The sequence below is a fragment of the Duganella sp. CF517 genome, assembly GCF_900110275.1.
In the GTDB taxonomy this organism is placed as follows: Bacteria; Pseudomonadota; Gammaproteobacteria; order Burkholderiales; family Burkholderiaceae_D; genus Rugamonas.
The window spans coordinates 294,383-306,689 of the sequence record NZ_FODC01000004.1 but is presented as its reverse complement, the minus strand read 5'-3'; the positions used below and the strand labels follow the sequence as shown (position 1 = coordinate 306,689).

Below are 12,307 nucleotides of genomic sequence, written 5' to 3'. Positions count from 1 at the left end.
CCTGCCTGCATCCCCGGGATTCACGGATTCAGACAAGCCTCGATCGACAGCTCCAACAGCGGGAAATGCCCGGTCGGCAGCGTATGCACGGCGGCCTGCGGGAACACCTCCTTCCAGATCTCGCAATCGCGAACCGGATCGACCATCGGATCGAATTCCCCGAAAATCACCGACACCGGGCCCTGGTAAGGGCTGCGCACCGGTTCCAGCGAGCCGGCGGCGAAATCGTCCGACGTCGCCACCGACGACGGCCCGTCGAACACGCCCGGCTGCTGCAGCAGATAGGCGAACACCTGCGGCTCATCGCCCGAATTGGGACCGAAGTACAGCGACGTCACGTTCGGCAGCAGCCACAATGCCCCCATCACGTCCCAGAACCGCGCGCGGCCCGGCGCGGCCTCGTACTCCGCCAGCGCCGCCACCAGCTTGCCGGCGTTGGCGTCTTGCGCGTGCAGCGCCAGGCCGTGGCGGGCAAGGCGCAGCGCGGCCTCCTCCGGATTGAAGGTCGGCGCCAGCAGCACGATGCGGGCGATCGATTCCGGCATCTGGCGCGCCAGGTGCACCGCCAGATGCGCGCCGAAGGAACTGGCCATGATCGTCATCGGCCCGCCCAGCATGTCGACGCCGAGCCGGAACTCGGCCACGGTCGCGGCCAGCAAATCCTGATACGGGCGCGTGGCGCAGGACACGGCCGACGGCTGCTGCCACCAGTGCACGTTGTCGGCGTCCGGGTAGCGCTGGCGCTCGAACGCGGTGCCCAGACCCGGCCCGCCATGCAAATAGAATATCGTCGGTGGCTGCACTCGGTGATCCTCCAGTTTAGTTGGTTGGTTGGTATGCAAAGCGTTGACTTCATTGTAATCTGCCGTCAACATCTGAGCATGAAAAAATATCTGCTGGCGCTCGCCCTCCCCCTGCTTATGTCCACCGCCTGCCAGGCCGCCGCGCTCTCGCCGCGCGACCAGGCCACCGTCGTCAACGAGGTGCTGGCCGACCGGCTGGACAATCTGCTGCCCGGGATGATGGAGCAGACCGGCATCGACATGTGGGTGCTGGTCTCGCGCGAGTACAACGAAGATCCGGTGCTCAAAACCATGCTGCCGGCCGAATGGCTCAACGCCCGCCGCCGCACCATCATCGTGTTCCACCGCGATCCGGTCAAGAAAACGGTGGAAAAGCTGGCGGTGGCGCGCTATGCGGTCGGCAAGAGCATCGCCGCCGCCTGGGACATGAAAAAATTCCCCGACCAGTGGGACGCGCTGGTCGATATCATCAAAACCCGCAATCCGAACAAGATAGCGCTGAACACCTCGCGCCATTTCGGCCACGCCGACGGCATCGACCACACCGACTACATCGAGCTGCTGCAGGCGCTGCCCGCCGCCTACAAGCAAAAGGTCGTCCCGGCCGAGCCCCTGGCGATCCGCTGGCTCGAAACGCGCGGCGAGCGCGAAATGCAGATCTACCCGCAGCTGGTCAACGCCACCCACAGGATCATCGACGAAGGCTTTTCAGAGCGCGTCATCACGCCGGGCATCACCACCACCGACGACGTGGTGTGGTGGTTCCGCCAGAAGATCCGCGATCTCGGCTACGACACCTGGTTCCACCCGTCGGTGGAAATCCAGCGCAGCGGCAAAGGCTTGGCCGATCCGACCGTGATCGTGCCGGGCGACCTGCTGCACGTCGATATCGGCATCACCTACCTGCGCCTGAACACCGACGTGCAGCAGCACGCGTATGTGCTCAAGCCGGGAGAGCACGCGGCGCCGGCGGCGCTGGCGCAGGCCTTCGGCCAGGCCAACCGCTTGCAGGACATCCTGCTGGCGCAGTTCAAGGAAGGCCGCAGCGGCAACCAGATGCTGGCCGGGGCGCTGGCGCAGGCGCGCGCGGAGGGCATCAAGCCGACCATCTACAGCCATCCGCTGGGCTACCATGGCCATGCCGCCGGTCCGGCCATCGGCATGTGGGCTATGCAAAACGGCGTACCGGGAAGCGGCGACGAGGCCCTTCGCCCACGCACCGCGTATTCGATCGAACTGAGCGCGGCATCGGTTTTGCCGGGCTGGCCGGCGCCGGTGAATATCATGTTGGAAGAGGATGCGTACTTCGACGAATCGGGCATCCGCTACCTCGACGGCCGGCAGAAAAGCATGTATTTGATCCCGCGCGCCACTGGCGGCGCGCCTTCCGGCAATTGAGTGAAAAATAGCATTTATTGACTCCGCAAAACGAATAGTGCCGGCAGGCTCTGGTGTGTCAATATTTCCGCACACCTGCGAGAATATCGCTTCCGGCGTCCGGCCAAAGCGCCTGTGTCGCCTCACATTTTGGCCGCTATTTGAATGAGGAGATTAATATGAATTCGTTTGTGGAAACCATATCGCCAGCAGCAAAAAATCACATCGAAGCACGTATCGCTTACTTTAACGATGTGTCGCTTGCCATGGTGCAGACGATGCGCGAACTGGCAGAAGTGAACCTGCAGTTCAGCCGCAGCTGGATGCAGGATTCCACGCAAATGCTGCAAACGGCACTGCTGACGCCGCCCACCGAGCGCGCCGATGCCAGCCCATCCGTCGAGGCGGTCGCGCAGAAACTGCAGACCTATCAACAGCAACTGGTGAAGATCACCAGCGACTTCCAGACGAACATCAACCAGGTTGCGCAACAGCACGTGCCACAAACGGCGCGCACCGCCACCGAGCTGGCCGACGTGGTGACCCAAAAGGCCGCCGCACAGACCGACCAGCAACTGCGCATGCAGAAGGCCGCCGGCAAGGAAATCCTCGACCAGGCGACCCAATTCGCCCAGGTCGCGGCGCAAAACCGCGCGATGCAGCAGCCGGCATCGATGCAGAGCGACGAAAACAAAGGCAACAAGAGCTAATCCAACGCCTGGTCCCACCCCGCACGGCGATCCATCCCAGGGTCGTACCCACACGGGTACGACCCTTTGTTTTGCTGGCGCCGGGCCGCCCCTGCCCGCTTAAAGGAAGCGGTCCGGAATATCCTGCACGAACGGATACATCGAGAAATACGGTTTCGATTCCTCCAACACCTGCTTGAACGACGGCCGCATCACCAGCCGCTCGAAGTACGCCTGCAGCTGGCTGTACTCCTCCGGGAACGGCAAGATCGTGCTGGCATAGAACAGCGCCGGCGCCGCCGCGCAGTCGGCCATGCTGAAGTCGTCGCCGCACATCCATATCCTGCTCGTCATGCGTTTCTCGATCATCTTGTAGGCGGTCTTGAGCTTGGTGCGCTCCTTGGTCTGGTCGCACTGCAAGCCGGTCAGATGGCCGTTGACGATGGTTTGCATCGGCTCCTGCACGTAATTGTCGAAGAAGCGGTCCCACAGGCGCACGTCCAGCGCCGCGTCCCAGTCGGCCGGGATCAGCGGCTTCTCGCCGGGGAAATAGCGGTCCAGATACTCGATGATGACCGACGTCTCCGGCACGTCGCGGGTGCGCTCGTGGTCGCGGATCACCGGGAACTTGCACGGCGGCCACATCGCCTGCAGTTCGGCGCGGTCGCTCTCCTCGCCCAGATTGATGATGCGCTTGTCGAATTGGGTGCCGTTCTCGTACAGCGCGATCAGCACCTTGTGGCAGAACGAGGCCAGCGGATGGTAGTAAAGGGTCAAAGACATGTCAGCTCCTGGGTGCCGGCACCGCCACGCGATACCGGAGAATTCAGCAAATGATACTTCAGCCAAGCCGATAGCGGCGGACCGCAAATGTTGCCACACTTCAGCCCGTTCCGAACCGGGCAATCACGCACCGGCGGACCTCGATCCACCACCGACAGGAAAACCACCATGCGCCACGCCCTGAACCTCAAGCTCGCCTTCGCCCTGACCACCTTGTGCGCCCTGGGCGCCAACAGCAGCGCCGCCGACGCGCCCGACGGCGACAGCCTGACGGTCGGCCTGGGCGCCGCCTACGTGCCCGAGTACGCCGGCAGCGACGACAGCCGCGTGGTGCCGCTGCCGTTCCTGGAACGCACGTGGGCCAACGGCTTCTTCATCAGCACCCGGCGCGGCCTCGGTTACCAAACCAATGTCGGCGCGGTCAACCTGAGCGGCGCGCTCGGCTACGGCGGCGCGCGCGACGAGAAGAAGCGCACCTTCGCCGCCGGTTCGGACGCGTTGCGCGGCATGGGCGACATCGACGGCGGCCTGCAGGCCGTGCTGACGGCCAGCTACCAGCTTGGCACGGTCGGCCTGAGCCTTGGCACGACGCAGGCCGTCGGCAAGCGCGAGAATGGTTCGACCTACACGCTGGGCGCCTCCATGCCGCTCTACAATGGCGGCGGCCACAACGTCAGCCTGAGCGCGTCGGCCGTGTATGGCGACAACAAGCACATGCAGACCTATTTCGGCGTCACCGATGTCCAGGGCGCGCGCTCGGGCTATCGGCCGTACCGCGCCAAGGCCGGCCTGGAAAGCGTCGGCGCCGCCGTCACCTGGAGCCACGAAATCAACCGCAACTGGTCGTCCTACGCCGCCGTGGGCGTGACCCGCCTGACCGGGGACGCCGCCGACAGTCCGCTGACCTTCCGCAAGACCACGCCGCTGGTCATGTCGGGGATCAGCTACAAGTTTTGACTGAGGTTGCCCGGGTGATATTATTGCGCGAAAATTAGCCACCTCGCGCAATGATCTCCGACACCACACTCGCCACCTATATTCTGCTTGCCGCCGCGGTTTGCGCCGCGTGGGCCAAACCGGCCGCCCTCGGGCGCGTCACCATCGCGCCCTGGACCGCGTTTTTTGCCGCCGCGCTCGGGCTCGGCATGGCGGCCGGCGTGCTGCGGTCGCCGGCCATCGTCGCGTTGGCGGCGCTGGCCGGAACGGCGTACATGACGGCGCGCGCGCCGCAGCCATACGTGCGCGTGGTTTCCGGCGTCGTCACGGCGGTGCTGGCATTGGCGCTGGCGATCCACAAGCTGCCCGGCTTCAACAACGCGGTGGTGATCGACGCCGTCACGATATCCCCCGGCGCAGCGCCTTTCACGCAGTACGCCAACTTCGACAAGGGCGCCGTCGGCCTGATCCTGCTGGCGTTCCTGTGCAGCCGGGCCCGCTCGTGGAACGAGTTCGGCGGCGTCATCAAGCGGTCGCTGCCGGTGCTGCTGGCCACCCTGGTGGCCGTGCTGGGTCTGGCCACGGCGATCGGCGCGGTGCGGCCGGACTTGAAGCTGTCGCAACTGACGATGCAATTTATCGCGGTCAATCTGTTCTTCACGGTGGTGGCGGAGGAAGCCTTTTTCCGCGGCTTCCTCCAGCACCGCCTGGCGGCGTCGCTGGCGCGCTGGCGCAGCGGCAAGTGGATCGCGCTGGTCTGCTCGGCGCTGCTGTTCGGACTGGCCCATCTGCCCGGCGGCGCGGCGTATGCGCTGCTGGCCACCATCGCAGGCTTCGGCTATGCCTATGCCTATCACATCACCCAGCGCATCGAGGCGCCGATCTTCCTGCACATCGCGCTCAACGCCGCACATTTCATCGGCTTCAGTTACCCCGCCCTGCGTTGAGATGCGCCGGCAACCCCGGCGCCCCACGTCAACCGCCCGCCGCGCGCGCCGCCAGCCTTCCCGGCAACTCGTCCAGTTCCGTGGCGGCTTCGGCGGGCGTAGCGGCCGCCGCTCCCATGTTCCGTAGGATTTTGAGCTTTACGTCGCGGCAAGCTACACTGGCTACCACTTTGCAGTTCAATGCTGTGCTTGAGGGAGAACAATGATGGCCAAAACCGAGTACGCGTCGCACTATTCCGATGCCGGCTTCTGGAACAAGATAAAGACCCACGCGAAGACCGCCGGGCAAAAAGTGCTCGAGCAGGCGTTGAAAATGTACTACTCCGCCACCGATCCGGACACGCCGCTGTGGGCGAAGACCACCATCTATGGCGCGCTCGGCTATTTCATTTCGCCGATCGACGCGATACCGGACCTGCTGCCGGCGCTGGGCTACACCGACGACATCGGCGTGCTGATCGCCGCCGCCACCGCCGTGGCCGCGCACATCAAGGACGAGCATGTGCAGAAGGCCAGGGACACGCTGCAACAATGGTTCGGCAACTAGTAAGCGACTAGTTTCGGCGACCCGCAAATCGTCGCGATGTAAGGTGTTGCACGGCCGCGAGTTAGGCTACAATTGGGCTCATTCGAATTTCTTCCGATCTAATTTCATCCCCGTTGCAAGGAGCACGACATGAGTCCAGAGCACGACAGACGTCAGAGCCGGCCGCCGGAGACGTCGGAAACGGCGGGTTGGCATTCGTTGGAATTCATCGTCCGGCAAGCGCTGGAAGTCCAACGCGATATCGGCACGCCAAGCGCGGTCGAGTTTTTACAGAGCATCAATATCAACCCGCAAGTCATCGCGCGCGTCCTCGCCCCCGACGCCAAATTGCGCGAAGCGGACCAGGTGGCCCTGGCCAGTTCGGTCACCGTCTCCGACCTGCCGATTTCGACCCCGGCCAACTACCTGCGTCGCAGCACCACCTGACCCCCTCACGCCCCGCCGGCGCCCATCCGCCCGGCGGCTCGCGTCAAACTACGTAAGAAGCATTGACACACGATAGCCCTTAATTTAGGCTCGGAAAGCAGGCTGTTGCAGCCTGCCTCCGCAGACTACCCACAAGGACCACGTGTCAGATTCACTCCCCGCCCGCGCATTGCCCAACGCTGTCGTCGGCCTGGTCGGTACCGCCACCGTGCTGGGCCTGCTGTACTTCGGCCGCGACGTGCTGATCCCCATCACGCTCGCCTTCATCTTCAGCTTCTTGATCGCGCCGTTCGTGCGCTCGCTGCGCCGCATCGGCCTCGGCCAGACCGCGTCGGTGCTGACCGGCGTGCTGCTGGTCACCGCCGCGCTGCTGATGATCGGCGCGGTGATGATCTCGCAGGTCAGCCGCCTCGGCGCCAGCCTGCCGCGGTACCAGGACACCATCGCCGCCAAGGTCGAAGCGCTCGACAGCCTCACGCGCGGCACCATCGGCAGCCTCGGCGGGCCGGCCGGCCAGCTGATCGAACATTTCACGCAAGACGTTCCAGGCACGCCGCTCGAAGCGCGGCCCGGCCTGCCGGGGGCCAGCCGCACGCCGGTACCGGTCGAAATCCACGAGCCCGCGCTCAAACCCTTGCAATTGCTGGGCAAGATCATCGCCTCGGTCTGGCCGCCGCTGGAGATGGCCGGCATCGTCTTCATCGTGCTGATCTTCGTGCTGCTGGAACACGAAGCGCTGCGCGACCGCTTCATCCGCCTGGCCGGCGGCGCCGACTTGCGCGCCACCACCATCGCCGTCAACGACGCCGGCGAGCGGTTATCGCGCTTCTTCATCTCGCAATTCGCCGTCAACGCCTGCACCGGCATCGCCATCTGGATCGGCTTGAGCGTGATCGGCCTGTCGCAGGCGCTGCTGTGGGGCACGATGACCGCCGTGCTGCGCTTCATCCCGTACGTTGGCTTCTGGATGTCCGCGTTCTGCGCCACCTTGCTGGCCGCCGCCATCGATCCGGGCTGGTCGCTGGCGCTGATGACGTTCGGCTGGTTCCTGGTGGTCGACATCATCGTCGCGCAGACCATCGAACCCAAGCTGTACGGCCACACCACGGGCCTGTCGCCGCTGTCGGTGGTGGTGGCGGCCATCTTCTGGAGCGCGATCTGGGGGCCGGTGGGGCTGGTGCTCTCGACGCCGCTGACGCTGTGCCTGGTGGTGGCGGGCCGCTACATCCGCGCGCTCAAGGTGCTGGAGATCATGTTCGGCGAATTGCCGGCGCTGACGATGCCGCAGAATTTCTATCAGCGCATCCTGTCCGGCGACGCCCACGAGATCGTCGCCAGCGCCAAGCGCTACATGCAACACAAGTCGCTGGCCGCCTATTGCGACGGCGTGCTGGCGCCAGCGCTGCACCTGGCCCACTTCGACCTGAAGGACAACGCCATCACGCCGGAGGAGGAAGTCAAGGTCAGCACGGCCGTGATCGCCGTCATTGAGGCTCTCAGCGGCGATCCGAAGTGGTGGAAGCGGCGCAAGAGCGCGTCGGCGCTGGCCGGGGTCGGCATCGGCCGCCAGCTGCGCGACAGCCGCATCTCCGCCACCGGCGAGTGGCAGGGGTCGTTCGACGTGCCGGCCGGCAGCCTGGTGCTTACCGTCGGGCTCAGCGGGCAGTTCGACGAACTGGCCACGGAGATTCTTGTGCGCGTGCTGCGCGAACAGAAAATCGATGCCCGCAGCACGAGCATGGAGGAGCTGGACGACCCGCCGCCGCCGGACGCATCGCCGGAGCTGGTGTCGATCGTCTGTCTGGTCAGTATCGATCCACTCAACGACCGCGAGAAGATGGACCAGGCGATCCGCCGGTTCCGCGAAGACCTGCCGCATTGCAAGCAGTTCGCGGTATTGTTGCCGAGTCCGTTCGAGAACCCGGACTTACGGGAGTGCAGGTTCGAACAGGCGGATCACGTATCCCATTCGTTCGAAGATGCGTTGCAGAGTTGCGTGAAGGCGCTGCAAGGCAAGGGGGCGTGACGGGGGATACCAGATCGCCCCGGCCGTCCGCTTACGCGTTGTATACTATCGATCGACGACCGAAATTATTATGAGGCGGACCTTATGAGTACGAAGACCTGGATGCTCGTTTGCAGGAAGCATAGTTCCAACCCGGTTTTGAGGCGCCGCCACCACCTATCGCTATGGTAGGCCTCCCTTATCGGCCGCTGTGGATGCTCGTTCAGCTACTATTGTTTGTGGCGATTCTTTTTTTGACTTCATTGTTGATTGACATGTCGTTTGCCGAGCCAGGCAAAGGATACCTCTCGAGGTCAGGACAAAAGGTACTGTGCGAAGCGTTGGCTCCTCGTGATAAATCAGGACTGCACTGCTCGGTTCTCGGTTCCAAAGAAACGAACCCTCAAGGGTACGCGCTTGTGATCGCTTCGCTCGCGGGCGCAATATCACTGGGTTGGTGGTGCGGCCGCCCCGGTCGAGGAATCCCATCGTATCGTACACCCCGCAAAAAATTGGGCCCTTGATTCGGTCGACATGCAATGCGAACTTATCGACACCTTTCCCCGTCGCTCGACGACGGTCGGCAAAGTTGGGGAAATGACCTGCGAAAGCGGGAGCCGTAGCCACGGGAAGGTCCGCCATCGCGCTGGGCGGCGAGGGCCGAAAGCTCCCGGGACGCGTCGCACGGCGATTAGCGCGGGCCGCGCGTCACCTTTGCCACGTAGGTCGGCAGGTTCCAGAGGCCTTCGAATCCCGGCGTCCGACTCATGCCGCTGTCTGCCACCAGCGTTTGCGCAAAGCGGCGTCCATCCCACACCCATTCCCTGGCGTCCACGCAGGCGCCCATGAGGCGCGACGGCGCCCCAGGCGCGGCAGGCGCGCGTGTTGTCGCAGGCGAGTTCCCAATCCTGATGGACGAACCGGATACCCGCCGGCGCGGCGGCCAAGGCGGGAAGGACGCAAGCGCCCAGCAATGCGGTGATCGGTAGCTTCACGCGGCGAGGATACCAAAATCCTGGGCCCGTCGGCGCCTCCGCAAATCACAGGACGGGGTCAAGTCTGTCATTCGGACATAGCCTGAACAATAGAAGCCTTTCAGTGCTGAGCTTGTGTCCGAATGACAGACTTGACCCCCGTTGCTGAGCTTGTGTCCGAATGACAGACTTCGTATACTGAGCATACCGCGTCGCCATTGGATAATACCGATGTTGAAACGGCCGGGCAGAGTGACACCGACCAGACTTAGTGCCATGGAGCACGCGGGTCAGATAGGTGCCTCCGCCTGTTTCATTTTATAAGTCCGAACGGTATCTTGGGCCATCGCTTCATGCGTAAGCCCGCATACGAGGAAGGTCAAAAATGGATACGATGTATGGAGCAGTAGGGATAGATGTCAGCAAGAAGAAGCTCGATATGGCGTTGCTGATAGACGAAAAAATCAAAGCCAAGGTGGTGGAAAATTGCGCCAAGGGCCACCAGACGTTGATCGAGTGGCTGGGCAAGGCGAAGGTGCCGCTGTCGGCACTGCATGTTTGCATGGAGGCCACGGGAGTGTATTCCGAACCGGCGGCGCTGGCGTTGCATCAAGCCGGGCTGCGCGTGAGCGTGGTCAACCCGGCCTGCATCAAAGGCTTTGGCCATAGCGAGAACATCCGCAACAAAAATGACGGCATTGATGCCGCCCTGATCGCGCGCTACCGCAGCGCGATGAAACCCGCGCCCTTGAACCCGCCGCCGCTTGAACAACGCCAGCTGCGGACATGGTCGCTGCGCGCGCAGGCCTTGAAAGATATTCGCCAGCAGGAACAAAATCGGCTTGAGGCGCTGGACATGGCGGGATGGACGAGGTCGCTTAGCACGTCAAGCAGCATGTCGACTGGCGCGACGCCGAAATCGATAAGCTTGAAAATGACATCAACGACCACATCGACCGCCACCCCGGGCTCAAGCGTGACGCCGATTTTCCAGGACGGGGTCAAGTCTGTCATTCGGACACAGCCTGAACAATAGAAGCCTTTCAGTGCTGAGCTTGTGTCCGAATGACAGACTTGACCCCCGTTGTGCCCCCCGTTGCTGAGCTTGTGTCCGAATGACAGACTTGACCCCCGTTGCTGGACTTACGGGAGTGCAGGTTCGAACAGGCAGATCACGTGTCCCATTCGTTCGAAGATGCGTTGCAGAGTTGCGTGAAGGCGCTGCAGAGCAAAGGGACGTAACTTTTAAGGATGCACTCAAGATGAGCTTGTCATTTCATATCGATTACAACGGGCAGTGTGAGGAGGCGTTTAACTTCTACGCCGAGCACCTGGGCGGAACGATCGGCACGATGCTTCGGGTTAAAGACGCCCCGCTCCCCGCAGCGTCGGCGTCGCATGGGGATAGAATCGTCCATGCGAATATCCGCATCGATGGTGTTGAGTTGGCTGGTGCGGATGTGGATCCGACCAGATACGAGAAGCCGAAAGGCTTTTATGTGCTGCTCGGTGTCGACTCCGAGGCGAAGGTCAGATCCATCTTCGACGCGTTAGAAACCGACGGGGACGTCGTGCTCTCGCCGCAGAGAACATTCTGGTCGCCATGCTATGCCATCGTGGTCGACCGTTTTGGCGTTCCGTGGAAAATCAACCAGGGTACTTGACATCAGCAGTAAGATGAAGGCATGCCTCAGCTGCGCGTCAACTCCAGCTGCTGCTTCGGGATGGCTGTCTTCCCCGGCAGTGCCATACGCTTGACATCACACAATGCGCGGCCCATTCCAGAATGCAATACTTATCGGGTCGAACAAGATCGCAAAAGGGTGCGCCATGCCGGTAAATATCGAAAAATTCATCAACCATTTGCGTGATGCGGCTGACGATGGCCCGCCGGGACATGGGAAGTGCGGCGAATACGTCAGAAAAGCCCTTCAAGCGGGCGGCGCGCATTTTTATTGAATATAGCCCTCCTCATTATGGCAAGCTTTATTGCCTGACCTTGGAACGGCTCGGCTTTCACGAAATTAAGGTGGACGATCCTGACCACTACAATTTTATTCGCGGCGACGTGATGGTGATGCAACCCCACAAAAGCAGTATTGCCGGACATGTCGCCGGTTATGACGGCCAGAAATGGATTTCAGATTTTGTCCAACCTGATTTTTGGGCGGGCAAAAAATACCGGAGCGAGAGGCCTCAATATGCCGTCTACCGCTATTAAGCGAGTCGCCACTGCGGCTCTAATTGCCATCAGCACGGCGGCGGCATCGGCAACAGGGCGTGATAAGCCACCGCAGTTCCTAACGGTCCCGGTGTTGGGCCTACGTGTGCCGCTCGAAGGGATAAACGTTGAGCCGCTCCCAGAAGATGTACGGATAAAATGCCCGCAGCTTTATGATGACCAACGATACACGGCCCATATGTGGATATTTGGCCGAGCAAAGGACGCAGCAAGTTCGTATTACGTTCTGGCAGGTTATTACAAGCGGAGTAATCCTGGCCCTGGTAGACAAAAATACGAGATTGCCAAACAAGGAACAGTATTCACCGTAACGGGCGACAAGTGCGGCGGCGACGGGGCAGATGAAACTTTTTGGTTACACGACCCAAACGCCGACAGCGACGGGAACGTGCCTGATCGCGTGTTGAAAATGCTTGCGGTCGATCTTGCGGCACGAACTGTCAGGGCATTCGGCGGTCGTGACAGGCTCGTCTTGGAACTCAAAGCCCAGCGTGTGGACTTCGAGGCCTTGCCACCCGAGTTGCGAAAGGCATTTAACCCGTATTTCGAACCAAAAAGGTAAACGTGCCACCTTTCAT

General features: G+C 62.2%; 13 protein-coding genes. 11 read left to right on the top strand and 2 right to left on the bottom strand.

Translation table 11 applies throughout. From position 1 onward, the window contains the following. Positions 1-20: 20 nt before the first annotated feature. Positions 21-803: an alpha/beta fold hydrolase gene (locus tag BMX85_RS17455; protein WP_229210538.1), complete on the bottom strand. Its 783-nt coding sequence runs from the start codon at positions 801-803 to the stop codon at positions 21-23. Between the two features lie 78 nt (positions 804-881). Here BMX85_RS17455 and BMX85_RS17450 point away from each other — a divergent pair, with 78 nt between their 5' ends. Continuing rightward, positions 882-2,201, top strand: coding sequence for a M24 family metallopeptidase (locus BMX85_RS17450; RefSeq protein WP_218147366.1), 1,320 nt, complete (start codon positions 882-884; stop codon positions 2,199-2,201). A 158-nt stretch (positions 2,202-2,359) separates the two neighbouring features. Next, positions 2,360-2,890 carry a phasin family protein gene (locus BMX85_RS17445; protein ID WP_090320903.1) on the top strand — a complete coding sequence of 177 codons (531 nt, stop codon included), beginning with the start codon at positions 2,360-2,362 and terminating at the stop codon, positions 2,888-2,890. Positions 2,891-2,989: 99 nt separating this feature from the next. Here the strand turns inward: BMX85_RS17445 and BMX85_RS17440 are convergent, their stop codons facing one another. Continuing rightward, on the bottom strand, positions 2,990-3,652 hold the full coding sequence (locus BMX85_RS17440) for a glutathione S-transferase family protein (protein ID WP_090320899.1): 663 nt from the start codon (positions 3,650-3,652) through the stop codon (positions 2,990-2,992). Positions 3,653-3,820: 168 nt separating this feature from the next. Here BMX85_RS17440 and BMX85_RS17435 point away from each other — a divergent pair, with 168 nt between their 5' ends. The 9 genes from BMX85_RS17435 to BMX85_RS30175 all read left to right on the top strand — a co-directional run bounded on the left by BMX85_RS17435 (position 3,821) and on the right by BMX85_RS30175 (position 12,291). After that, positions 3,821-4,609 carry a MipA/OmpV family protein gene (locus BMX85_RS17435; protein WP_090320896.1) on the top strand — a complete coding sequence of 263 codons (789 nt, stop codon included), beginning with the start codon at positions 3,821-3,823 and terminating at the stop codon, positions 4,607-4,609. A 50-nt stretch (positions 4,610-4,659) separates the two neighbouring features. Next, a complete protein-coding gene (locus BMX85_RS17430) occupies positions 4,660-5,535 on the top strand; it encodes a CPBP family intramembrane glutamic endopeptidase (RefSeq protein WP_090320893.1) in 876 nt (291 codons plus the stop codon). A gap of 202 nt (positions 5,536-5,737) precedes the next feature. Next, entirely contained in the window at positions 5,738-6,082 is a 345-nt protein-coding gene (locus BMX85_RS17425) for a YkvA family protein (protein ID WP_229210537.1), read from the top strand. 129 nt (positions 6,083-6,211) lie between these two features. Beyond that, on the top strand, positions 6,212-6,508 hold the full coding sequence (locus tag BMX85_RS17420) for a hypothetical protein (RefSeq protein WP_090320890.1): 297 nt from the start codon (positions 6,212-6,214) through the stop codon (positions 6,506-6,508). 142 nt (positions 6,509-6,650) lie between these two features. Beyond that, positions 6,651-8,534, top strand: coding sequence for an AI-2E family transporter (locus BMX85_RS17415; RefSeq protein WP_229210536.1), 1,884 nt, complete (start codon positions 6,651-6,653; stop codon positions 8,532-8,534). Positions 8,535-9,872: 1,338 nt separating this feature from the next. Continuing rightward, entirely contained in the window at positions 9,873-10,523 is a 651-nt protein-coding gene (locus BMX85_RS17410) for an IS110 family transposase (RefSeq protein ID WP_229210535.1), read from the top strand. 226 nt (positions 10,524-10,749) lie between these two features. Continuing rightward, positions 10,750-11,151 (top strand): VOC family protein, encoded by a 402-nt coding sequence (locus tag BMX85_RS17405; RefSeq protein ID WP_090320886.1) that lies wholly within the window; start codon positions 10,750-10,752, stop codon positions 11,149-11,151. A 206-nt stretch (positions 11,152-11,357) separates the two neighbouring features. Next, entirely contained in the window at positions 11,358-11,708 is a 351-nt protein-coding gene (locus tag BMX85_RS17400; protein ID WP_090320882.1) for a hypothetical protein, read from the top strand. Continuing rightward, positions 11,635-12,291, top strand: coding sequence for a hypothetical protein (locus tag BMX85_RS30175; protein WP_177196798.1), 657 nt, complete (start codon positions 11,635-11,637; stop codon positions 12,289-12,291). Before BMX85_RS17400 ends, BMX85_RS30175 begins: the two co-directional genes overlap by 74 nt. Positions 12,292-12,307: the final 16 nt, after the last annotated feature.

Excerpts from the sequence above, each read along its gene's own strand:
- BMX85_RS17450 (WP_218147366.1), top strand. The coding sequence starts at position 882 with ATGAAAAAATATCTGCTGGCGCTCGCCCTCCCCCTGCTTATGTCCACC.
- BMX85_RS17445 (WP_090320903.1), top strand. The coding sequence starts at position 2,360 with ATGAATTCGTTTGTGGAAACCATATCGCCAGCAGCAAAAAATCACATC.
- BMX85_RS17440 (WP_090320899.1), bottom strand. The coding sequence starts at position 3,652 with ATGTCTTTGACCCTTTACTACCATCCGCTGGCCTCGTTCTGCCACAAG.
- BMX85_RS17435 (WP_090320896.1), top strand. The coding sequence starts at position 3,821 with ATGCGCCACGCCCTGAACCTCAAGCTCGCCTTCGCCCTGACCACCTTG.
- BMX85_RS17430 (WP_090320893.1), top strand. The coding sequence starts at position 4,660 with ATGATCTCCGACACCACACTCGCCACCTATATTCTGCTTGCCGCCGCG.
- BMX85_RS17425 (WP_229210537.1), top strand. The coding sequence starts at position 5,738 with ATGATGGCCAAAACCGAGTACGCGTCGCACTATTCCGATGCCGGCTTC.
- BMX85_RS17420 (WP_090320890.1), top strand. The coding sequence starts at position 6,212 with ATGAGTCCAGAGCACGACAGACGTCAGAGCCGGCCGCCGGAGACGTCG.
- BMX85_RS17410 (WP_229210535.1), top strand. The coding sequence starts at position 9,873 with ATGGATACGATGTATGGAGCAGTAGGGATAGATGTCAGCAAGAAGAAG.
- BMX85_RS17405 (WP_090320886.1), top strand. The coding sequence starts at position 10,750 with ATGAGCTTGTCATTTCATATCGATTACAACGGGCAGTGTGAGGAGGCG.
- BMX85_RS17400 (WP_090320882.1), top strand. The coding sequence starts at position 11,358 with ATGCGGCTGACGATGGCCCGCCGGGACATGGGAAGTGCGGCGAATACG.